Annotated in this window: 15 protein-coding genes and 7 pseudogenes; 6 read left to right on the forward strand and 16 right to left on the reverse strand. The window is 68.0% G+C overall.

From position 1 onward, the window contains the following. The first annotated feature begins 128 nt into the window (after window positions 1–128). The 4 genes and pseudogenes from ACIHCM_RS10390 (at window position 129) to ACIHCM_RS10405 (ending at window position 4,556) form a co-directional block, all read left to right on the forward strand. Window positions 129–2,531 (forward strand): hypothetical protein, encoded by a 2,403-nt coding sequence (locus tag ACIHCM_RS10390; protein WP_399892217.1) that lies wholly within the window; start codon window positions 129–131, stop codon window positions 2,529–2,531. A gap of 152 nt (window positions 2,532–2,683) precedes the next feature. Further along, window positions 2,684–2,881, forward strand: a pseudogene (locus ACIHCM_RS10395) (RHS repeat-associated core domain-containing protein); the annotation flags it as partial. Next, the gene (locus tag ACIHCM_RS10400; protein ID WP_399892220.1) at window positions 2,882–4,297 is read left to right on the forward strand and encodes a polymorphic toxin-type HINT domain-containing protein; all 1,416 of its coding nucleotides are present in this window, start codon (window positions 2,882–2,884) and stop codon (window positions 4,295–4,297) included. A gap of 43 nt (window positions 4,298–4,340) precedes the next feature. Further along, window positions 4,341–4,556, forward strand: a complete 216-nt coding sequence (locus ACIHCM_RS10405; protein WP_399892223.1) for a hypothetical protein — start codon at window positions 4,341–4,343, stop codon at window positions 4,554–4,556. 119 nt (window positions 4,557–4,675) lie between these two features. On the opposite strand, the gene ACIHCM_RS10410 is transcribed toward ACIHCM_RS10405, so the two are convergent. From ACIHCM_RS10410 to ACIHCM_RS10430, 5 genes and pseudogenes are all read right to left on the reverse strand, one after another. Next, a complete protein-coding gene (locus ACIHCM_RS10410) occupies window positions 4,676–5,101 on the reverse strand; it encodes an integrase core domain-containing protein (RefSeq protein ID WP_399892226.1) in 426 nt (141 codons plus the stop codon). Further along, window positions 5,082–6,478: pseudogene (locus ACIHCM_RS10415) on the reverse strand (IS30 family transposase). Before ACIHCM_RS10415 ends, ACIHCM_RS10410 begins: the two are co-directional and overlap by 20 nt. After that, window positions 6,471–7,085 (reverse strand): IS3 family transposase, encoded by a 615-nt coding sequence (locus tag ACIHCM_RS10420; RefSeq protein WP_399892229.1) that lies wholly within the window; start codon window positions 7,083–7,085, stop codon window positions 6,471–6,473. The pseudogene ACIHCM_RS10415 and the gene ACIHCM_RS10420 overlap by 8 nt, the downstream one beginning before the upstream one ends. Window positions 7,086–7,378: 293 nt before the next feature. Further along, window positions 7,379–7,600, reverse strand: a pseudogene (locus tag ACIHCM_RS10425) (transposase); the annotation flags it as partial. A gap of 845 nt (window positions 7,601–8,445) precedes the next feature. After that, the gene (locus tag ACIHCM_RS10430; RefSeq protein WP_399893361.1) at window positions 8,446–8,616 is read right to left on the reverse strand and encodes a SpoIIE family protein phosphatase; all 171 of its coding nucleotides are present in this window, start codon (window positions 8,614–8,616) and stop codon (window positions 8,446–8,448) included. Between the two features lie 84 nt (window positions 8,617–8,700). Here ACIHCM_RS10430 and ACIHCM_RS10435 point away from each other — a divergent pair. Continuing rightward, window positions 8,701–9,036 (forward strand): annotated as a pseudogene (locus ACIHCM_RS10435) (Tn3 family transposase); the annotation flags it as partial. 93 nt (window positions 9,037–9,129) lie between these two features. Here the strand turns inward: ACIHCM_RS10435 and ACIHCM_RS10440 are convergent. From ACIHCM_RS10440 to yicI, 4 genes are all read right to left on the reverse strand, one after another. Then, a complete protein-coding gene (locus tag ACIHCM_RS10440; protein WP_399892232.1) occupies window positions 9,130–9,681 on the reverse strand; it encodes an EF-hand domain-containing protein in 552 nt (183 codons plus the stop codon). Between the two features lie 63 nt (window positions 9,682–9,744). Further along, complete coding sequence (locus ACIHCM_RS10445) at window positions 9,745–10,818, reverse strand: IS110 family transposase (protein ID WP_399892235.1); 1,074 nt, start codon at window positions 10,816–10,818, stop codon at window positions 9,745–9,747. A gap of 356 nt (window positions 10,819–11,174) precedes the next feature. Further along, on the reverse strand, window positions 11,175–13,472 hold the full coding sequence (locus ACIHCM_RS10450) for a molybdopterin-dependent oxidoreductase (protein ID WP_399892238.1): 2,298 nt from the start codon (window positions 13,470–13,472) through the stop codon (window positions 11,175–11,177). Between the two features lie 273 nt (window positions 13,473–13,745). Beyond that, window positions 13,746–16,028 (reverse strand): alpha-xylosidase, encoded by a 2,283-nt coding sequence (yicI, locus tag ACIHCM_RS10455; protein ID WP_399892240.1) that lies wholly within the window; start codon window positions 16,026–16,028, stop codon window positions 13,746–13,748. A gap of 259 nt (window positions 16,029–16,287) precedes the next feature. Here yicI and ACIHCM_RS10460 point away from each other — a divergent pair, with 259 nt between their 5' ends. After that, complete coding sequence (locus tag ACIHCM_RS10460; protein WP_399892243.1) at window positions 16,288–18,450, forward strand: beta-galactosidase; 2,163 nt, start codon at window positions 16,288–16,290, stop codon at window positions 18,448–18,450. 154 nt (window positions 18,451–18,604) lie between these two features. On the opposite strand, the gene ACIHCM_RS10465 is transcribed toward ACIHCM_RS10460, so the two are convergent. The 7 genes and pseudogenes from ACIHCM_RS10465 to ACIHCM_RS10495 all read right to left on the reverse strand — a co-directional run. Continuing rightward, complete coding sequence (locus ACIHCM_RS10465; protein ID WP_399892246.1) at window positions 18,605–18,877, reverse strand: carbohydrate-binding protein; 273 nt, start codon at window positions 18,875–18,877, stop codon at window positions 18,605–18,607. Window positions 18,878–18,993: 116 nt separating this feature from the next. Further along, window positions 18,994–19,155, reverse strand: a pseudogene (locus ACIHCM_RS10470) (hypothetical protein); the annotation flags it as partial. 2 nt (window positions 19,156–19,157) lie between these two features. Further along, window positions 19,158–19,208: pseudogene (locus tag ACIHCM_RS10475) on the reverse strand (hypothetical protein); the annotation flags it as partial. Window positions 19,209–19,277: 69 nt separating this feature from the next. After that, complete coding sequence (locus ACIHCM_RS10480; RefSeq protein ID WP_399892249.1) at window positions 19,278–19,481, reverse strand: hypothetical protein; 204 nt, start codon at window positions 19,479–19,481, stop codon at window positions 19,278–19,280. A 147-nt stretch (window positions 19,482–19,628) separates the two neighbouring features. Then, the gene (locus ACIHCM_RS10485; RefSeq protein WP_399892252.1) at window positions 19,629–21,140 is read right to left on the reverse strand and encodes a glycoside hydrolase family 43 protein; all 1,512 of its coding nucleotides are present in this window, start codon (window positions 21,138–21,140) and stop codon (window positions 19,629–19,631) included. Between the two features lie 124 nt (window positions 21,141–21,264). Next, window positions 21,265–21,477 carry a Beta-galactosidase C-terminal domain gene (locus ACIHCM_RS10490; RefSeq protein ID WP_399893364.1) on the reverse strand — a complete coding sequence of 71 codons (213 nt, stop codon included), beginning with the start codon at window positions 21,475–21,477 and terminating at the stop codon, window positions 21,265–21,267. Window positions 21,478–21,528: 51 nt separating this feature from the next. Then, window positions 21,529–22,014: pseudogene (locus ACIHCM_RS10495) on the reverse strand (beta-galactosidase); the annotation flags it as partial. Between the last annotated feature and the right edge of the window lie 99 nt (window positions 22,015–22,113).

Raw genomic sequence — 22,113 nt, forward strand, 5'->3', positions numbered from 1 at the left:
GCGAGTACGGACTTGGACGTGCCACTTGCTGCTTCCCTCGATTCCTTACAGGACAACCCTATTGGGTCCCTGTCCGGGATCTTCGGGGCCCCTCATACGACACCTCGAACGACACCGGCCGGGTCCTGGTGGTCGACGATCAGGGCGACCTGGCCACCGTCAAGGACGACACGTGCACGCGCACCACCTACGCCGACAACACGGCCCAGAACATCCTCTCCCTGCCCGCGCGCAGCGAGTCGGTATCCGTCAAGTGCGCCACGACCCCCGACCGGAAGTCGCAGGTGCTGGCGGACGAGCGCACCTCCTACGACAACCGTCCCTTTGGCGAGGCCCCCACCAAGGGTGACGCCACCCAGACGGAACGGATGACGTCGCACGACGGCACGACGGCTTCGTACCAGGTCACCGGCACCACGACCTACGACGCCTACGGTCGCACTCTGTCCCAGAAGGACGCAAAGCAGCAGGGGACGGCACAGGAGACGAAGACCGCGTACACCGAGACCAACGGGCTGCTGACGCAGACCACCGTCACCAACGCCGCCGGTCACGTCACCACGACGGACTACGCGCCCGCCTGGGGCATGTCCAAGGGCCAGACCGATCCCAACGGCAAGCGCACCCAGCTCGACTACGACGCACTCGGCCGGCTGAAGTCGGTGTGGCTGGCGGACCGGGCCACCACCAGCACACCGAGCATCAAGTACTCGTACAACGTCCGCAAGGACAAGGTCACCTCGATCAAGACCGAGAAGATCCAGAACGACGGCACCTACGGCGCCGAGTACGAGCTCTACGACGCCCTGCTCCGACCGCGCCAGATCCAGACCGAAGGACCAGGCGGCAGCCGCATGGTCGCCGACACCTGGTACGACGGCACCGGCAACCTTAAGAAGACCAACTCCACCTACAACGCGACCGGCGCCGCAGAGGGTGAACTGTTCCTCGTGGCCGACGGGCAGGTCGGCGCGCAGACCCTGACGGAGTACGACGGCCTCGGCCGCACCACCGCCGACATCTTCGCAGTCGGCGGCGCAGAGCAATGGCGCACCAAGATCACGCACGACGGCGAGCTGACCCATGTCGACCCGCCGACCGGCACACTGCCCACCACCACCGTCACCGACGGCCAGGGCCGCACCTCCGAGATCAGGCACTACCGTGGCTCCGCCCCCGGCGTGGGCGTGCCCTACGAGGCCACGAAGTACACCTACACCGCATCGGGCAGCCTTGAGACCGTCACCGACGCCGAAGGCAACGAATGGCGCTACGAGTACGACCAGCTGAACCGCAAGACCAAGTCGGTCGACCCTGACGCGGGCACCTCACGCACGGAGTACGACGAACTCGACCGGCCGATCGCCACCTACGACGGCCGCGGCAAGAAGACCTCCACGGTCTACGACAGCCTCGGCCGTGTCGCCTCTACCTGGCAGGGCGACGCCGGATCCGGCACCAAGCTGACGGAGACCCGCTACGACAGAGCCGGCTGGTTCGGCCAGCCCTACGGCTTCCTCAACTACATATCGCCCACTGAGTACTTCTCCACGGCCATCCAGTCGATGGACGACTTCTACCGTCCGCTGAAAACGGCATACGGGGTACCCGCGTCCCAGGGCTCACTCGCCGGCAGCTACGCCTTCACCACCTCCTACGGGAGCGACGGCACGGTCCGCAGCACCGGTCTGCCCGCCATCGGCGACCTCCCGGCCGAGGCGCTGGTCTACACCTACGACACACTCCAGCGGCCCACGGCGATGACCACCGTGTCCACGTCGTACGTCACCAACACCGTGTACGACAGGACGAGCCGCCTGCAGCAGCTCGAGCTGTTCACCGGCAGCGGGAAGAAGGTCCAGCAGAAGTACGAGTACGAGAAGGGCACCGACCGGCTCACACGCTCGGTCGTCGACATCGTCGGCACCGCCGGCCCTGCCAAGGACTCGTACTACTCCTACGATCAGTCCGGCAACGTCCTGTCCATCGCGGATACCGCGAACACCGCATCGCTGGACGTGCAGTGCTTCTCCTACGACACCCGCCAGCGACTGGCCGACGCGTGGACCCCCGCGGCCACCACCGCCACTGCTGCAGGCTCCGGCACCCGCGGCTCCACCACCCCGGTAGACGGCTCCGGCCCCACGGCATGCGACTCCGCCGCCGGAACGAACCCGCTCGGCGGACCAGCCCCGTACTGGAAGTCCTACGAGACCGACGCCATCGGCAACCGCCGGACCGAGACCGTCCACGACACCGGACTCGACCCGGCGAAGAACATCACCCGCAGCTACGAGTACGGCACCGCCGGCGCCCTCGGTGACGGCCCGCACCAGGTCACCAAGGTCGTCGAGAAGACCCCCACCGGCACCAGCCAGTCGACATACGAATACGACGACGCAGGCAACACCACCAAGCGCACCCTCGGCGGCGACGCCCAGTCGCTGATCTGGACCGACCAGGGCAAACCCAGCGAGGTCACCGAAGCCGACGGCTCCAAAACCAGCTACCTCTACGAGGCACCGAACTGAAGCTGTCCGCCGACGGCACCAAGAAGACAACGACCCGGTATTACGAATTTGCCGGCCAGACCGTTGCCGTCCGCACCGCGGGCAAACTCTCCTTCCTCGCTCCCGATCACCACGGCACCGGCGAACTCGCCATCGACGCCGCCACCGGTGCCATCTCGCAGCGGCGCTTCGACCCCTACGGCAACGAGCGCGGCTCGACCAACGGCCCCTGGCCGGGTGAAAAGGGCTTCGTTGGAGGCACTATCGACGCCTCCACGGGACTCACTCACCTCGGCGCACGCGAATACGACTCCCACCTGGGCAAATTCATCTCGGTCGACCCCATCATCGACTACACCAGACCGAGCCAGATGAACGGCTACGCCTACGCCGACAACTCACCTGTCACTCTCTCCGACCCATCCGGCCTGGAAAGCTGCTACGGCTATGGATACTGCGCCGGCTACGGAAGCCCTGGCGGACCGTCCACCTACCCACACGAGACCGGCAACAAGGCTGAAGACGACGCAACGTCCGATGTCAACGATGCCGCAGCGAACGTGGCGTCCGCACAAGCCCAGCAGTCCACTGCCAAACAGCGCATCAAGACCGCAGGTAAAGCCCTCGTCGCGATCGCCCGGGACATCCTCGGCGTCGACGCCGCTCTCGACTGCATCTCCAGCGGAGACGTCGGAGCATGCGGCGAAACCCTCCTCAACATCGCCGGCAGCTTCGCAGGCGGCCTCGCCGGAAAGATCCTCGCCAAATACGGCGTGCCCTGGAACTGGGCAAAGGGTGCCAAACTCCTGAAGCGTGTCACCGGTCTCATCGGCGACCTCATCGGCGGCGTCAAAGACCTCTACAAAGCCAACAAGACCCTCGGCAAAGCCAGAGCCGGACTCGCCAAAGCCCAAGACAGACTGGCCGAAGCCAGAAAGAAAGCCGTAGCGGCCTTCAGAAAGAAGGGGTGCCATAGCTTCCTCCCCGGCACCAAGGTCCTCCTCGCCAACGGCCACACCAAGCCGATCGAAAAGGTCGTGCTCGGCGACAAGGTCGTCACCACCGACCCTGAAACCGGCAAGACCACGACCCGCGAGGTCGCCGGCACCATCGTCACCGAGGACGACAAGTCCTTCTCAGACCTCACGGTAAAAACGGCGTCAGGCAAGACCCAGGCACTCGTCGCGACCACCACCCACCCGTTCTGGGTCGAGTCCGAACAGGCATGGGTCAAGGCAGGCAACCTCACGCCTGGGATGAAACTTCGCACCCCTACAGGCGACACAGTCGAAGTCACGGGTAACCGCTACTACGAGAAGCGCCAGCGCACACACGACCTCACCATCACTCAGATCCACGCGTACTATGTGCTCGCAGGGGCAACGCCGGTCCTCGTCCATAACTGTGATGAGAAGCTGGATTTCGTCCATGGCACGACATCAACGCATGCGGACAACATTGAGGCGAACGGGTTGAGTGGGACTGCGGCACGAGCGAACGCCCACGGAGGATCTCTAAACCGGCCTGGAAGTCTGTTCACATATCGAGTGACGCCGACTGATAAGGAGACTCTGAGTGCTACCGCGTCGTTTGCTGGCACTCGCACTGGTCCGGGAGAGCGTGCAGCCATCCTGATCTTCCAGATGTGCCGGTGTGAGTATGATCGACTGTCAGCCGCAGGTCACATTACTACTCGCGTAACGGACGAAGTAAGCGGAAGGGTTGAGCATATATTTGACCCTGAGGCAATGTCTTCCCTGAGGCAAGCTCACCGGATCGACTTCTGATCGGTCGAAACTCAGCCCTGGGGGTACGGAGTGGAGCACGGAAATGTCAACTTCTGGTGAGTATGACGCGGCCATGCCGCAGGTTCGAAGGTACCTGGAGAAATATCAGAGGGCGCTGGAAGTTGTCCGGATGGCCCATCGGGGACGGCCGATTGAAGAGGTGCGCAGCGCGCTTGCGGAAGCCTTCGAGGCCGAAGGTCTTGAAGTGTGGAGTGAGGTCGCCGAAGATGCAGCTCGCCTGATTTCTAGAGGGGAATGATAGCGAGTTTCGGCTTTCGCTAGTTAGCGAAGTGGCATTCCAAATCTAGCGACGGGTTCGAGCGTCTCAATCCCGTAGATTGTCCCTTGCTGGGCAATCCGCCACGCGTACCAGAGCCCTCACCGTTCAGGACGGACGGTGAGGGCTCTCTGCGGTGTGACGCTGAGGTTGAGAGGGTGGGGTGGCAGGCTACAGTGAACCGCCCCGGGTTTGGTCGAGACTCTAGGTTTTGGCTGTGAGCTGGGGTTTTGCGGTTTCGCGGTAGTAGTTGGTTTCGTATTGGCGGGTGAGATGTGCCCGATCTCGCCGTGGAGTCGTCGGTGGCAGTACCAGTCGATCCACTCGGCGGTGGCCAGCTCGACGCCGGAGAAGGGCCTGCGGGGTTTGGTCAGCTCGGTCTTGAACAGGCCGATCGTGGACTCCATCAGTGCATTGTCGTATGCGTCGCCTACGATCCGATGGACGCGGCGATTCCTGCCCAGTCGAGGTGCTCGGCGAGGGGACAACGACGTGTATTGCTCGGATTCAACCGGTCGTTGCAACACCGGTCTTTTGGAGCAAAAGTAGCTGCTCGTTGAATGCCTCGGCCGGGGTTTTCCAACCGAGTGTCTTGCGGGGCCTGGTGTTGAGTGTGTGAGCGACGGCTTCGATCTCTTCGGTGGACCAGCGCGAGAGGTCGGTGCCCTTCGGGAAGTACTGACGCAGGAGTCCATTGGTGTTCTCGTTCGTGCCTCGCTGCCATGGGCTGTGCGGATCGGCGAAGAACACGGGGATACCGGCCTCGACCCGGTACTGCGTGTGCGCCGACATTTCCTTCCCGCGGTCCCATGTCAGCGACCGCGTCAACTGCTGGGGGAGCATCGACATCGTATTGGCAAGTGTCTTCTTCATGGAGATCGCTCCGTAGCCGGCCAGTGCGGGACCGTTCTTCGTTCGAGGGATCGTGCAGTATGCCACTTCCCGAGGCAGATGGACCAGCATCGTGAACCGGGTCGACCGCGCGACAACGGCGCCGATCGCAGAACGCTCCAGCCCGATGATTGAAAGGGTCGCCTTCCCAGTGGCCGGGGACAGCGCGGTCCTCGGCCTCGGCGGGCCTCTCGCTGATGAGCGCTTCCGGCGTGACGTGCGCCCAGGTCTTGCGCCGTGAACGCGCCGGCGGCGCGCGGAGAGCGCGCCCGGTCCGAAGGCAGAGGATGAGGTCTTCAGCGCTCCGCAGCCCTGAATGTAGAGGGCCTGATAGATCGCCTCGTGGCTGATGCGCATGGATTTATCATCCGGGAAATCAAGCTTGATCCGGTTTGCGATCTGCTCGGGACTCCATGCCTGAACCCACGCACGGTCCTTGCGATGCGGCTTGTTCCGCCCCGTCCACGAGCCCGTCACCGGCCCCGCGATCGGTATGCCGCCAGACGTGGTCATCTGACCGGACAGCATCTCTTGGACGTAGGCGTGTAACCTCGGATGGCGACCAACTTCGCTGTCTTCGGACGCCGGGCCGCTATATCGGCCTTCCACTGCGCCGCCGACGCCCGGTGATCGAGCTTCTCACCTCTTGTGGCGGCGTTGCGTCGCAGCTCGCGGGAGATTGTGCCCGGATTACGGCCGACATCTCGAGCGATCTCGCGCACGCCCATGCCCTGGGCCCTGAGCAACGCGATCTCCCCTCGCTCGGAGAACGACAGGTACCTGCCCGAGGGTGGCTTCGGATTGAACGGTCGCATGCCGCCACACTGGCGGTACCAGCGTGTCGCGACCGCCGGCACCACGCCGATGACGGCGGCGGCTTCCTTGGCGAGAAGGCCCTTGCCGATCTGCGTCCAGAACGCCGCCTCGACATGACGCTGGTACTTCGGATGCCCCGGAGACCTCAGCTTCGACGCACCGCCCGGTCCGCTGCCTGCTGACGACGTATCATCCATCACCTCCACGCATACGAGGTGTAGCGACGACCGGTTGAATCTGCCTTGCGACCCGGCATCGCTGTGATGTATCAACTCGCCTTTCGTATGGCGGTTTTGGTCGCGGTCGCGTTGCCACAGGGCCATCTCGAGGGCGTCGAGGACAAGCTGGGTCTCTTTGGAGGTGGCTGCCGACGATCCGGCGGGAGAAGGTGTCCACGACGAAGGCGACATAGATGATGCCGGCGAACGTGGTGACGTGGGTGAAGTCAGCGACCAAGCAGCGGTTCGGGCTCGGGGCGACGAAGTCACGGTCTACCAGGTCGGGTGCACGTTCCGCGCTCGCGTTGGAGATCGTGGTGATGACCTTCCTGCCGCGGACGGCACCGCTGATGCCGAGGTCACGCATGAGGCGCTCGACGGTGCATCGGGCCACCACAAAGTCCTGCCGGTTCAGGTGTCGCAAGATCTTTCGGGCTCCGTAGACGCGATAGTTGGCCTCGTACGTCTCAATGATCAGGGCTTTGAGCTCGGTGTCGCGAAGCGTGCGGGCCGCCAGCCGGGCCTGCTGCTTGTGGTGGGCGTAATAGGTGGAGGGGGCGATCTTGCTGTCGTGTGCGCTCAGCACGCGACAGATCGGCTCGACACCGCCGAAGCGGTCCCTGTACTCGTCGATGAACGCTACGCGTGTGTGTAGCCGGTCGAGCTCGGCGATGCTCCTATGTCAAGCTGCGGTAAAAACCGGCAGGTCGGCATGTGTCACGGTGGGCTGGCTGACGGCCTCGTTGGCGAGCAGGGCCCGAAAGACGCGGTCGGAGACGCGGCGACGCAGCAGGCGCACGGCCTCCTTGGGGGTCTTGCCTCGAGCCAGCTGCTTGGCGAAGTAGTCGGCGCCTTGACCACTGCGTCCGTGACTTCGAGCGTGCTGGCCCTCGTGTCCCACTCGCGCGGGCGATAGCCGTTGTGGTGGTTGACTCGCTCGTCGCTGACCCGCCCGTATTCGGCGTTGCAGAAGGTATCGGCCTCGGCGGACATGAGCGCGTCGGCGAACGTCTTGACCATCGCGCGCAGCAGATCGGGACTCGCCGTGGCGAGGTTGCCATCCACTAGGGCGTGCAGGGACAGAGGGTCAGGTACGGTCATCGTGCTGATCTCCTTCGTGACTCGACAGGAGAAAGCCCCAGGATCAGGTCGAACTCATACACCTCTTGCCTGGACGCATTCACGGTGCGCAAGGGCGAGGGCGAATGGAAGCCGGGGAAAGATTCTGGGCGGGTGCGCAGGCCCGGTGGTGGTCGGAAGAAGGCACGTTAAGGTCGTGACGCTCATTTGACGCTCCGGGCGCCCGGCGGCCCTCATCCGGGACTCGACAGCACCTTTGACCTGCTGCTTTCCTGCCTGCATCCAGGCCGACATCTTTCCGATGACGTCGCACGTGGAGTGCGTGGCGATTCTTGAGCCTGCTGCAAAGGGGCTCTGACCTGCAGATTTCGCACGTTGCTCAGGCACGTTCGGGTGCTTTCGACGTGTTTCCCGAAATGCACGATGTGGAACGTGTCCTGGTGCCGGGGGGTGGGCTTGACCTGCGGCTTCGTGGGACGTCTCGCGAGGTGATGGACGCGTTTTCCTCGGTCCATGGAGGCGTAGGGGAAACCGTCCCGACGCTCATTTGACGCTGCTTCCGACGGGCCATCAGGTGGGTGGCATGCGGGCTGCCTGGTCATAACTGGCCCCGACCCACTCGTCTGCGACTGCTCTGTCCCGCGTCGGGGCAGCCGGCCCGCTCCCCGTCGGGACGGCCTCCGCCCGCCGCAGGACAGGGGCGAGGTCTACCGCCCGCCTCGTCGAGGAGCGGCCCGTCGCCGTCGGCTGAGGAGGGAAGGCGCCGGAAGACGCTGGTCGGCATGGCGACTCAGGAGGCCAGGGAGTGCGTCGACGGCGCTGAGCGTTCTCGTTCTGCCAGGCACCGGCCTGCCGTGGGCAAGGGCTCACGCCATCCTCGGCGCCCCTATGAGCTCGTCCAGGACGGCGGCGGGGTCGGTGCCGCAGCGCGGCACGGTGTTGCGCAGGGGGGCGGTGAACTGTGCCATGACGGTCGCTTCGGGCAGTCCGTGACCGGCGACGTCGCCGATGCTCAGGCCGATGTGATCGGAGTCCACGTCGTAGAAGTCGTACCAGTCGCCGCCGACCGAGAGCAGGTCACTGCCCGGCGCGTAGCAGGTGACCGACTCCAGACCATGTCGCTGCTGCCCGGCGTATCGGTGCTTGCCCGGAGGTGTCGGAGGCGCGGAAGGTCGCGGAGAAGCGGCTGCACGCCACGGTCGCGGGGCCGCGCGGCGGGCGGCCCCGGCGTTGCCCGGCGACTTGGTGGTGACGCTCAAGACGCCGGGGGCTCGCGGTTCTCGGAGCTGGAGCGTCGCACCGGCCGCCGACGCCGATGACGGGCACCGCGTTTGCCCGCGCGTTGGAGCGCGGGGATGAGATCAGTGCGTATCGGCTCGCCCGGCTGAAGGTGTCTCAGTTCCCACCTGACCGCAACGGCGGCGCTGGCCCGGTACGGCGGAACGACGAGTCGGCCGCCGACCGAGGGGGCGCGCCAGGGGCTGCGTGGCCTGGGGCCTCGAAGCCGACCGCCCGCACAGCAGTGGTGTGGGCGGTCGGATCTCGGGCTGTCAGGCGGTGATCCTGCCGAAGAGGTGGTTGGCAGGAGCGTCCGGGTCGTTGCCGTAGAAGAACTCGGCGAGGACCTGGTGGAATTCGGCGCGGTCCAGCCCACCGGAGCCGTCCCTGTCCAGAGCGGCGAAGACCGTGGCGCAGTCCTCGCCGGGCACACCGGCGACCGAACCGAACATCTGCTGGAACTCGGCCTGGTCGATCTTGCCGTCCGCGTTGAGGTCGACGAGGTCGAAGAAGCAGTTGGTGACCGGCGCGATTTGCTGCGGATAGAGGGCGGGGTCGGTCAGGACGCTCCTGAAGCCTTCGGTCATCTCCCGCAGATCGACCTTCCCGTCACCGTCCTGGTCCATCGGGGCGATCACGTTCGTCCAGAACCCGTCCATTCCCTCGATGAGTCGGCGGGCGGTCGCGGAGTCCGGCGCGGTGTCTCGGGCGGCGATGTAGCGCTCGCTCATCGCGCGGACGTCTTGCTGGGTGATGAACCCGTCGCCGTCGACGTCGGCGCCCCTGAACCACTGGCCGTACTTGAGGTCTTGAAGTGCAGTCACGACTGCGCACAGTATTCATCTGATTACGCAAACGCAAAACGGGGGGCGCCTCTATGTCTTTCGTCAAGCGAGGCGTGGGGTTCGGGGTTCGTAGAAGGTGCCGTCGCGGAGCATCGCGAACAGCACGGTGATCCGTTGCCGGGCCAGGCGGAGAAGTGCCTGGGTGTGGGTTCTTCCTCGGGCCCGGCATTTGTCGTAGTAGGTGCGGGAGGCGGGGTCGTGCAGGGCGGCGAACGCGGACAGGAGCATCGCGCGTTTCAGGACGCGGTTGCCGCCGCGTGGTGCGTGTTCGCCGTGGATCGAGGTCCCAGACGACTTCGTGGTCGGGGCGAGGCCGGCGTAGGAGGCGAGGTGGGCGGCGGTGGGGAAGCCGGTGCCGTCGCCGAGGGTGACCAGCAGGGTGGCGGCGGTCCTGACGCCGACGCCGGGCAGCGACGTCAGGACCTTCGAAAGAGGGTGTGCCTCCAGCAGGGCTGTGATCTGGGCTTCTGTGGCCCGGCGTTGTTCGTGGACGGCGCCGAGCGAGCGGGCCAGCGACGGGATGACGATGTCGAGGGTGCCGGTGCCCGGGACGACGACGGTCCGTTCGTCGAGTGCGTCGAAGACGTCGTCGATCAGTCGCGTGGCCATGCGCGGGGCCTTGGGCCGGATCACCTCAACGAGCCTGCGTCGTCCGGCTTTTCGCAGGGCGGCCGGGGATCCGTAGCGCTCAAGGAGCCAGGTGACCGCTTGGTGGTCGAGCCGGGGGCCGAGGACGCGTTCCAGGGACGGGTGGAACTGGGTGAGCAGGCCGCGGATCCGGTTGCTGGTGCGGGTGGCTTCGGCAGCCAGGTCCTGGTCGAAGCCGACGAGGACCGTGAGCTCGGCGGTGATCTCGTCGGTGAGTTCCAGCGAGCGCAGGGTGTGCGGGATGGTGCGGGCCGCGCCGGCGATCACGGCCGCGTCGCGGGCATCGGTCTTCGCCTCGCCCGGGTAGTGGTCGGCGATCCGGCGCATCGACAGGCCGGGCAGATAGGCGACCTTGCAGCCGGCGTCGCTGTCGAAGACCTTCTTGCCGGCCGGGGTGAGTCCGTGGCCGTGGTGGTGGCTCTTGCCGACGTCCAGGCCCAGGAAGACGCCTATCTCGTCGTACTCCATCAAGCCGTCCTCCCGAACGGGTTGTGCGGTGCCGGCCTCGGCGTTGGCGTCGTGCGCGCATCCACGTTATGCAGACCTGCCGCCCGCGAGCGGCCTGGCAATGCGCCAGGCCAGGCCGGTAATCGGACCTCTCATCAGCGTCTCCAACGGCGCCTCTCGGGCCCGGTGACACCACCCCCCAGGTCATCCGTTCGGCAGGGGGGGAACAGTCGTGCCGGGCCCGGAGGCCAGCGGCCCTCTTGCAGGACCGCGGAAAACATAACGGGGGTGGCGCCTCTGGCAGCCGGGGCGGCCCGCTGCGCGCTTGACGACGGCGGACTCGAAGGACCTGCCCGAAGAGGCAGGCAGCCTGCGTGTCAGTGTTCGAGGTGTGGTGGTGTGAAGGCGAGCACGTCCGGAAGGGGGCCGTCGTACCGCTCGACGTCGACGAGCGCACTGTGGGCGCTCGGTCCCTGGGACAGGCGGGAGCACCCTCGGTCGGCCGTGAGGGTGTTCGGATTGCCGTGGCGGTCCAAGGTGCCGCTCTGGCCTGGCTGGGCCGGGTCCCACCATGCTCCGGTGGACAGTTGGATGACGCCTGGCATGACGTCGTCCGACAGGACTGCGCCCGCCAGGCAGCTGCCGCGGTCGTTGTGGACGCGTACGATCATGCCGTTCTCGATGCCGCGGGACGCGGCGTCCAGCGGGTTGATCGTCACGGGCTCACGGCCGTGGACCTTCGACTTGAGGCTGTGGCCGCCGTTGTCGTACTGGCTGTGCAGGCGTGAGGCGGGCTGATTCGAGATCAGGTGCAGCGGGAATCGATCCGACAGGCCGGCACGGAGCCACTCCACTGGTTCGAACCACGCCGGATGCCCGTTGCAGTCGTCGTAGCCGAACGAGTCGATCTCCTCGGAGAAGATCTCGATCCGGCCCGACGGGGTCGTCAGGGGGAAACGCTGCGGATCTGCGCGGAGCGCCTCGAAGCTGCCGGGGAACGGGCCGCTCAGCGCCGGCAGTTCAGCCGTGGAGCTTCGCCAGAAGTCGTCGAAGCTCGGCAAGGCCCCGTCGTCGCCGAGGTCAGCCCTCGTCTGCTCGTAGAGGTGCCGGACCCATTCGATCTCGGAGCGTGACTGCGTGAACTCGCGCTCGTATCCGAGCCGGGAGGCCAGGGAGGTGAAGATGTGGTGGTCGGTGCGTGACTCGCCCGCCGGCTCACGGACTTTCGGCATCGCGACGAGGTGGGGGTCGGAGAATCCGGCTGCGAAGTCGTCGCGCTCCAGGCTGGTGGCGACGGGAAGGACGATGTCGGCGAACTTGGCCGTGGTGTTCCACCAGGCTTCGTGAACCACCACCGTGTCAGGGGTCTGCCAGGCGCGGGTCAAACGGTGGAGATCCTGGTGGTGGTGGAACGGGTTCCCTCCGCACCAGTAGATCAGGCGGAGCTCGGGCAAGGTCAGGCGCTGGCCGTCGTAGTCGATGGTCTTGCCCGGATGCAGCAGGGTGTCGGCGATCCGTGCGACAGGGATGAAATCCGCGACCGGGTTGGGAACCCGGGGAATCGACGCCACGGAGGGCCGGCCGGGGGCGACGCCGGTCGCGTCCATGGTCGCGTAGCCCGCGCCCCAGCCGCAGCCGGGCCGCCCCATCGAGCCCGCCATGGCAGCCAGCACCACCGACATCCAGATCGGCTGTTCGCCGTGGTCCGCCCGTTGAATCGCGTAGTTGACCATGATGAGCGAACGTTGCGTGGACAGGCGGCGAGCCAGTTCGGTGATCGTGTCCCGGCTCATGCCCGTGATCCCCGCTGCCCAGGCGGCATCCTTGGCAACGCCGTCGGATTCGCCGGTCAAGTAGGAGGCGAAGCGGTCGAACCCGACGCAGCAACGGCGAAGGAAGTCCTCGTCGTGCCAGCCGTTGACGAGCATGGTGTGTGCGATGCCGAGCATCGCGGCGGTGTCCGTGTTGGGGATGACGGGCAGCCATTCGGCGTCGAGGAAGCCGGCGGTGTCGCTGCGGATAGGGCTGATGTTCACGAACCGCACCCCGGCGGCACGGCACTTTCGCTGAAGGTCCTGCGTCTGGTGTCTGGCCAGTCCGCCGGGGTTGATCTGGCTGTTCTTGAGGGCCAGCCCTCCGAACGCCACCACAAGCTCACAGTTCTCGGCGATCTCGTCCCACATCGGCATCCGCGACTGGTAGCTCCACGGAGCTCCGCCGATCACGTGGGGGAGGATGACCTCCAAAGCCGCAGTGCTGTACGTGTTGCGAGAGTCGGTGTATCCCCCGCCTAACGCCAGGAACCTGTGGAGTTGCCCCTGCGCGTTGTGGAACGCGCCCGCACTCGCCCAGCCGTAGGAGCCGCCGAACACGGCGCTGTCTCCGTGCTGTGAACGCACTCGGCGCATTTCCTCGCTCACGAGGGTGATCGCGTCGTCCCAGCTCACCTCCACGAAGGCGTCCGTGCCCCTGGCCGTGTCGTGGGCGCGCGGCAGGCCGTTCAGCCAGCCCTTGCGCACCGCGGGGCGCAACACGCGGGCGCTGTCGTCGGCGGCTGTCACCATTCCGGGTCCGATGGGCGACGGCGCGGGGTCATCGCCCCTCGGCTCGATTCGCACCAGCCGACCGGAATCAACCACCGCGACAAAACTGCCCCAGTGCGTCGCAACCGACATGCGTCGTTCCACGATGCATCAACTCCGTCTCTGAAGTTCCCCGGTTCTAGGACAGCGGCCACTGACGTCACAGTGGCTCCATGTCAGTTGACGGGCCGCAGGACACAGACTCCCCCTGCGGCCCGCTGCCCAACCGTGCACGTGCACGACCCTTCCAACGGCTGTCCAGGACGTTTTGATCACTTGGTGCTACGGCCTGTGGGGTCATCCCGACTCGATCGCCTCGATCTGGCCGATGGCGGGGCCCGCAGGGCCCCGTCCCGCCTGTCCGGTTCAGGCCGGGTACGGCAGATCGGCCGCCGAGGTACCGGCGGGGCGGGTGTGCACGGCTGCCTTCGGGCTGCCGATCCGCAGCTGCCACGCGTGCGGGCTGTCGGTGGTCACGTGCAGGCGGTCGCCTTGGCGGCGCAGGTGGAAGCGGGCCGTTTCGCCCGGGCCGTCGGTACTGGGGATCACCACGGTGTGCTCGGCGCCGTCGGCGAAGGCGTGCACCCGCAGTTCGACGCCGTCCGCCCAGGCGGAGACCGGGCGCTGGTCGTCGGCGGCCAGCGCGATGGCCGAGTCCGGGCGCGCCAGGAGCGGCAGGGTGTGGAAGCCGTGCTGCTCACGGACCCAGCGCGGACCGTTGACTTGAGAGCCCGTCAGCACATTGGTCCAGGTGCCTTCCGGCACGTAGTACTCGACGGTGCCGTCGTCGGTGAAGACCGGGGCGACGAGCAGGTCGTCGCCGAGCATGTACTGCCGGTCGAGCCCGGCCGCGACCGGGTCGTCGGGGAACTCGAGCACCATGGCGCGCATCACGGGGACACCGGTGGTGTGCGCCTGCTGCGCGGCGCGCTGGAGGTACGGGGCGAGGCGGTGCTTGAGGAGGGTGAACTCGCGTGTGACGTCGACTGCTTCTTCGCCGTAGTCCCACGGCACGCGGTACGACTTGCTGCCGTGCAGACGGCTGTGCGAGGAGAGCAGGCCGAACTGCACCCAGCGCTTGAACACGGCCGGGGTCGGGGTGCCCTCGAAGCCGCCGATGTCATGGCTCCAGAAACCGAACCCGGACAGACCGAGGGAGAGTCCGCCGCGCAGCGACTCGGCCATGGCGTTGAAGTGGGACTCGCAGTCACCGCCCCAGTGGATCGGGTACTGCTGGCCGCCCGCCGTGGCGGAGCGGGCGAACAACAGCGCCTCGCCCTTGCCCCGTTCGGTGCGAAGGAGGTCGAAGACGGCCTGGTTGTAGAGGTGTGTGTAGTAGTTGTGCATCCGCTCGGGGTCCGAGCCGTCGTGCCAGACGACGTCGGTGGGGATGCGCTCGCCGAAGTCGGTCTTGAAGCAGTCCACGCCCTGGTCGAGCAGCGCCTTCAGCTTGCCGGTGTACCAGTCGCGCGCGGCCGGGTTGGTGAAGTCCACCAGGGCCATGCCGGGCTGCCACAGGTCCCACTGCCATACGGAGCCGTCGGGCCGGCGCACCAGGTGGCCCGCGCGCATGCCCTCGTCGAACAGCGGTGATTTCTGGGCGATGTACGGGTTGATCCAGGCGGAGACGCGCAGTCCCCGCTCCCTCAGCCGGGCCAGCATGCCCACCGGGTCGGGGAAGGTCTCGGTGTCCCAGGCGAAGTCCGACCACTGGTAGCCGCGCATCCAGAAGCAGTCGAAGTGGAAGACGCTGAGCGGGATGCCGCGCTCGGCCATCCCGTCGACGAAGCGGCCCACGGTGGCCTCGTCGTAATCGGTGGTGAAGGACGTGGTCAGCCACAGACCCAGCGCCCAGGCGGGCGGCAGGGCCGGGCGTCCCGTGAGTGCGGTGTAGCGATCCAGGACCTGCTTCGGCGTCGGGCCGTACACGACGAAGAACTCAAGTGACTGGTCCTCGACGCTGAACTGTACCTGACCCACCGACTCGGAGCCGACCTCGTAGCTGACCTTGCCGGGGTGGTTGACGAAGACGCCGTAGCCGCGGTTGGTCAGGTGGAAGGGGATGTTCTTGTACGACTGTTCGCTGCTGGTGCCGCCGTCGGCCTGCCAGATGTCCACGACCTGCCCGTTCTTGACGAACGGGGTGAACCGCTCGCCAAGGCCGTACACCGACTCTCCTACGGCCAGGGCGAGTTGACCGAGCATGAAGTGCCGGCCGTCGGCGTCGGTGACGAAGCCGGTGCCCCGCTCGCCGATGGAGGTCAGCGTCCGCCCGTCGGCGGTGAACTCCAGGTGCCACGGCTGCGAGGTGTCCACCCGCAGCGACAGCTCACCCGCGCTGAGCTCGGCCACCGCGCCGTCCCTGAGCACCTTTCCGGCATTCGGCTGCGCCCCGGGCAGCGCGAACTCCGGCCCCGGCCGCACCGACCCGGCGTGGTGGGTGACGCGGACCCCGATCACGCCTTCGGCCGGCGACCAGCACTCGACGGTCAGCAGGGGGCTGTTGAGCATGTCCCCGCGGTGGCGGACGTGCTTCACCGGCGCGTAGAGGGTCATCCGGTGGTCGTCGGCCCGGACGTCCGCGATCTCGGCGGCGTAGCGCGCGGTGACGCCCGGACGCATCAGCCAGTAGCCGTCGGTGAACTTCATGGGGTGGTTTCCTCCGTCCACGCGGGGTGCGCGGTGATCAAGCCCGGTACCAGTGGCAGCTGGGACACCTCGACGAGCGGGAGAGATGGGTGGTGAAGCGCTTCGACGACGCTGTCATCGCACAAGTTGCGGTGTCAATGCCTGCTGGGGATGAACGTTCCCTTGCGTTCCCTCTCTTGTTTCCGCAAGAACTCCTCATTAGCTTGCAGTGAGTTGAAGCGCTTCGACAACGTCGACAACCCTCTGAGGGGCTACTGCCATGCGTCACGAGATGGGCACTGAGCTGCCCGCGCGCATCCTGTTCGGCGCCGCGTATTACCACGAATACCAGCCGTACGAGCGGCTCAAGGCCGACCTCGATCTCATGGCGGAGGCGAAGTTCACCGTCATCCGCGTAGGCGAGTCGGTCTGGTCGACCTGGGAGCCGGAGAACGGGAGGTTCGAACTCGACTGGCTGCAACCCGTCCTCGACGGCGCCCACGAGCGCGGCATCTCCGTCGTCCTCGGCACTCCCACCTACGCGGTGCCGCCGTGGCTGGCCCGGCAGTACCCGGAGATCGCCGCCGAGGACGCCACCGGACGCCGCGCCGCGTGGGGCGCCCGGCAGGAGGTCGACCACACGCACCCGGCCTTTCGTTTCCACGCCGAGCGGGTGATCCGCGCGATCACGGCCCGATACGCCGCCCACCCCGCCGTCATCGGCTTCCAGGTCGACAACGAGCCCGGCCCGCGACTGCCGCACAACCATGGTGTCTTCCAGCGGTTCGTGGACGAGCTGCGCCGGCGGTACGGCGATGTGGAGACCCTCAACCGCGAGTGGGGCCTCGTGTACTGGTCGCACCGGCTGTCCACCTGGGCCGACCTGTGGAGCCCGGAGGGCAACGCGCAGCCGCAGTACGACCTGGCCTGGCAGGCTTTCCAGGCGCGCCGGACGACGGAGTTCATCGCCTGGCAGGTCGGCATCGTGCGCGAGTACGCACGACCGGAGCAGTTCGTCACCACGTGCCTCGCCTACGGCTCGCCGGGCGTGGACGACGACGAGCTCACCGACGGCCTGGACGTCACCGCGGGCAACCCGTACTACGACATGCAGGACAGCCTCACGATGCCCGCGCCGCCGCGCGAGAAGCTGCCGCAGCAGTGGATGGCGTACGGGGCGTGGGCGCTGCACCACAGCGCCGACCGGATCTACTCCTCGCGCCAGGAGCCCTTCCTGATCACGGAGACCAACGCCCAGGCGATCGGGGGCAGTTCGGACAACCGGCCCGCGTTCGACGGGCAGTGGCGGCAGGCCGCGTGGGCGCTGGTCGCGCGCGGGGCCCGCATGATCGAGTACTGGCACTGGCACACGTTGCACTTCGGCACCGAGACGTACTGGGGCGGGGTCCTTCCGCACAGCGGCCGGCCGGGGCGCGCCTACCGCGAACTCGCCCGCCTTGGCGTCGAGTTCGAGCGGGCCGGGGGCCTGGTCGCCGGGATCACGCCGGACGCGGACATCGCGATGGTGTACTCGGCGCCGAGCAAGTGGCTGATGCGCAAGCACCCGCCGCTGGCCGGCCCAGACGGGGATCCTGACGCGGGCGCGTACGAGGGGATCTTCGAGCCGTTCTACCGGGGCGCGTTCGAGACGGGGCGCCAGGTACGGATCGTGCACGCACGTCAGTTGCGCGACCCGCTCGGCGAACGCCCGGGCATGGCACCGGAGTCGGTGGCCGAGCTGCACCCGGTACTCATCGCGCCGGGGCTGTACGTGGCCGACGACGCGATGCTCGACTGGCTCGGCGCCTACGCGGAGGCGGGCGGCCACCTCGTCCTCGGTCCCCGCACCGGATACGGCGACCACGAGGCCCGGGCGCGCCACGAGGTGACACCCGCGCGACTGGTCGAGGCCGCGGGCGTCCGTTACGACGAGTTCAGCAACCTGCACGCCGACCTGCCGCTGCGCACCACTCCCGACAGCCCTCTCCACCTCCCCGCCGGCGCGGTGGCCACCCGCTGGGTGGAGGGCCTGGCCGTCGACGACGCCGCCGTCCTCGCCGAATACGACCACCCGCACTTCGGGCGCTGGCCCGCCGTCACCACCCGCCGCCACGGCGCGGGCCGCGTCACGTGCGTGGGCACCGTGCCCGGCCGTGATCTGGCCCGCGCGCTCGCCGCGTGGCTCGCACCCGCCCCGTGCGGCGGCTGGCAGGACCTGCCGGACTCGGTCACGGTCGCCACCGGTACCGCCCCCGACGGCCGGCGCGTCCACGTCGTCCACAACTGGAGCTGGCAACCTGCCACCGCCCAGGCCCCGTTGGACCTGACCGACGCTCTGGACGGCAGCGTGCTCCCGGCGGATACGCCCGTGAGCCTCGGGGCCTGGGACGTCCGTGTCTTCTCCGCTGCACCGGGAACTGTCGCCGAGGCCCCGCCTCGGTGAGCCCGCCCGCCTCCGCCGCACACCGGCCGCCGTCACCCTGCACCACAGCTGGGAGTGACGGCTGAAGCGACAGCGATGCCTAGTCCGGCACCGGAGCCTTCCGGTGCCGGACTCCTGTGCAGCGACGCCCGTGCACAGGGGGTCGCCGCGGGCCTCACGCCGAGAAGGCGACGCGCGCGAGCCGCACCGGCCCCCGCAGTCCGAGGCGGACGTCGTGCACGCCGGCCGCCAGGACGACGGGGGCGCTCACCGTGGCGTAGTCGTAAGGCCCGCCCGTACCAGGAGAGAGCGTGAGTACCGCCAGCACCGGACCATCACCCAGCGAGAGTCCGACCGTGCCCTCACCCGCGGCCTGCACCGTGATCCCGGCGGCCCCCGCACCGAAGCCGCAGCCACGGAATACCAGTTCGCCCCCTTGGCCGGCCACTGGGGTGACGGAGTCGCCGGCCGTCTTCGAGCGGTCGGACCTCCTTGGACACTTGCGTCACGGAAGGTCGTGGAGATCTGGGACCAGGTGGAGTTGAACCGGGCAAGCACGTTGTCGTGATCGCTCGTGATCTTCTCGACCCACTGCCACGAGTCGTGGTGGACGTTGAGTACGACGTACAGGCCGCTGCCCAGCGCCCAGTCGACGAGTTGCTTGACGGGGCCATGTAGGTGGCGTCGATGGTGTACGGCGCCGTGGCGGACTGGTGGTCGCTCCAGGTCACCGGGATGCGGACGGAGCGGAACCCCTCCGCGGCGACCTTCTCGAACATCGCCCTGGTGGTCTGCCCGTTGCCCCAGGAGCCCTCGTCGGGAATGGCGTCCAGGGTGTTGCCCAGGTTTCAGCTGGGCTGCATCGCCGCGACGGCGTCCAGGGCGGAAGCCGGAACGCTGACCGCCGACGGTGACACCTTCTTCCTGTCGTCGGGCGCGGCCAGCGCCGTGGCGCCGGTCAGCCCCAGCAGGACCGCGCGCGCCAGGAGCAGGGCGGCCAGGCGGCCCGGGCCTCGTCTGCGGTGCCGCGCGAGGTGCCGTATGTCCTTCATGTGTCATCCCTTTCGGTCGGTCGTGCGGGTGATCCGATCCGTGGCCGGGCAGCGAGAAGGGCGCCACCGTCGGCCGCGCCCGTCACCGCGGGTCCATGGGCTGATGTGTGTCGTGCCGTGCTCGGTCAGAAAGGGAGGGGGCCTGGTTCAGCCGTCGAGGGGCTCGTAGTCGAACCAGTCGAAGTGGACGGCGCCTTTTGCCGCGTACATGCCGATCACGCGGCCGGTGAAGCCGCCAGCGACCTCGGTCGATAGGTGGCGGCCGTCGAGGGTCGCGAGCTCGGCGAACGTCCCGTCGGGCTGCTCGACGCCTAGGGAGACGACGTCGGGTCCGGTGCAGGGCCTGTGCGGCGATGGCGATTCCGTGATCGTGACGGCGAGGACGACCGGACCGGCGGGCACGGTCAGCGTGGCAACGACCGTGCGCAGGGAGCCGATGCGCGCGATCACCCGCACCTCGGTGCCGGACGCCTCGATCGCGTAGTGGTGCCGCTCGTCGAGCCGGACGGCGAGGCCGCCGCGCCCTTGCGACGGGTCGGCCAGGGTCCGTGCCCGGCACGCGAGGTGCTGCTGGCGGCGGCCGGTGAACACCACGTCGGGTTCGTCCAGGGAGCCGCCCCGCGCGCGGAGGGTCAGCCAGCCGGGGCGCTCCTTGGTGGTGCAGTGTTCGGCGGGCCGGTCGCGCAGGGAGATCCAGGACGGTCGCAGTTCGGCGAGCTCGAAGTCGTCCCGCCGCTCCTCGACAGGGCCGGGGGAGATCGGCCACGGGGGCTCGGGCAGGTCAAGTGCGACCTCGCCGACCACCGGCCAGTCGTCCACCCAGGTCACGGGGGCGAGGAAGGTCTCCCGGCCGAGCACGTGCCAGCCCGGCGTGCCGCCGCCCGGCCGGACGCCGAGGAAGACCATCCACCAGGTGCCGTCGGCGGCCTGCACCAGGTCGCCGTGGCCGGTGTTCTGGACGGGGTGGTTCGTGGAGCGATGGGTGAGGATCGGGTTGTCCGGGCACGGCTCGAAGGGGCCGGCGGGGGACGGGCCGCGGGCGATCGAGACACCGTGGCCGCGCTCGGTGCCGCCCTCGGCGATGAGCAGGTACCAGTAGTCGCCGATTCGGTACAGGTGCGGCGCCTCCGGTGCCTTGGCGCCGGGTGCGCCGGCCCAGAGCTGATGCGGTGTTCCGTGCACCTGCCCGGTGGAGGGGTCGATACGGACCTGCCGGCCCCCGGCGACCGTGCACCAGCAGGTGCCGTCCTCGTCCCAGACCAGATCGGGATCGATGCCGGGGACATCCGGCGCCCAGATCGAGTCGGACCACGGACCGGCGGGGTCGGCGGCCGTGACGATCAGGTTGCCGCCGCCCTCGCTGCAGTTGGTGACGATCAGCCAGAAGCGGCCGTCGTGGTGGCGCAGGGTCGGGGCGTAGATCCCGCCGGAGGACCACGCGTCCGACAGCCGCAGCTGCTCCGGCCGGTCAAGGGCGTTGCCGATCTGCGTCCAGTGCACCAGGTCACGGCTGTGGAACAGGGGCACCCCTGGGAAGTACTCGAAGCTGGAGCAGGCCAGGTAGTAGTCGTCGCCGACGCGGCAGACGCTGGGATCGGGGTGGAAGCCGGGGATCACGGGGTTCGTGAGCCGTCGGTCCGGCCGGCGCTGAGGGGGCACCTGAGAGGTCCTCTCGTCGATGCGTGATGCGGGTGTGGGCGGTTCAGGGGGCGCGGGGGCCGCCGGGGACATGCGGAGCAGGACGGCGGGCGGCCGGTGGGCGGGGTCAGGCTCGGCGACCAGGTCAGTGCCCGCGCAGCACCGCGCAACCGCCGGGCGGCAGTTCGTGCGCGAGGGCGCCGGTGAGCAGGTCGTGGGCGGTTTCCCGCAAGGGCACGGCCTCGGAGCTGTGGTTGAGCAGGACGTTCCAGCGGCGGCCGTCGGGTGCGTGCCGGGTGACGGCTTCGACTCGGGCCGGCAGACCCGGTACGTCCGGTTCGACGCCGGCCTTCGTCAACAGGCGCCGGACAAGGGCGTCGTAGTCGGCGTCGTCCAGTCGGGTGGAGAGATCGCAGTAGCAGAGCGTGCCGTACTCGTTGTGCACATGCCACAGTGCGACGACGGGGTGGTCGCCGAACCGTTCGGCCAGGGCTGAGGCGATCCGGCGGGCCGCGTCGCGGTAGGCGGGCGCGGTGAGGCAGTAGGTGTCGCGGCTGCCGTGGGTGAGGCGGGTGCCGTCGGGGGTGACCGGCAGCGCGTCGGGGTGGGCCAGGGTGAACCAGGGCGGTGGAGAGGCCGTCGGGGTGGCGAGGTCGACGGCCACGCCGTTCGCGTGCAGGCGCTCGACGTGGGCTTCGAGCCGGCCGAAGTCGTAGCGTCCTTCATCCGGTTCGAGCAGGGCCCAGGAGAAGACGCCCACTGTGGCCAGGTTGACTGCGGCCCGGCGCATCAGCTCGTCGTCCTCCTTCCACACCGGCTCGTCCCCCTGCTCGGGGTTGTAGTCCCCGCCGAAGGCCAGGCCGCCCAGGCGGTCGGTGATGCTGCGAGTCGTCATGAGGGTTCCTCGGGTGCGGGGGGCGAGTCGCGCTCTGGCGCATCGATCAGGGCAGGTTGCGGCAGTACGTGTTCGCCCTCGGGCCGCCCGCCCGGCAGA

Source organism: Streptomyces sp. NPDC052023 (assembly GCF_044548465.1).
Taxonomy (GTDB): Bacteria; Actinomycetota; Actinomycetes; order Streptomycetales; family Streptomycetaceae; genus Streptomyces.

What these genes read in the sequence shown, in the direction of transcription:
- ACIHCM_RS10400 (WP_399892220.1), top strand. Translation starts at nt 2,882, where the DNA reads ATGAACGGCTACGCCTACGCCGACAACTCACCTGTCACTCTCTCCGAC.
- ACIHCM_RS10405 (WP_399892223.1), top strand. Translation starts at nt 4,341, where the DNA reads ATGTCAACTTCTGGTGAGTATGACGCGGCCATGCCGCAGGTTCGAAGG.
- ACIHCM_RS10445 (WP_399892235.1), bottom strand. Translation starts at nt 10,818, where the DNA reads ATGGAGTACGACGAGATAGGCGTCTTCCTGGGCCTGGACGTCGGCAAG.
- ACIHCM_RS10450 (WP_399892238.1), bottom strand. Translation starts at nt 13,472, where the DNA reads ATGTCGGTTGCGACGCACTGGGGCAGTTTTGTCGCGGTGGTTGATTCC.
- yicI (WP_399892240.1), bottom strand. Translation starts at nt 16,028, where the DNA reads ATGAAGTTCACCGACGGCTACTGGCTGATGCGTCCGGGCGTCACCGCG.
- ACIHCM_RS10460 (WP_399892243.1), top strand. Translation starts at nt 16,288, where the DNA reads ATGCGTCACGAGATGGGCACTGAGCTGCCCGCGCGCATCCTGTTCGGC.
- ACIHCM_RS10480 (WP_399892249.1), bottom strand. Translation starts at nt 19,481, where the DNA reads ATGAAGGACATACGGCACCTCGCGCGGCACCGCAGACGAGGCCCGGGC.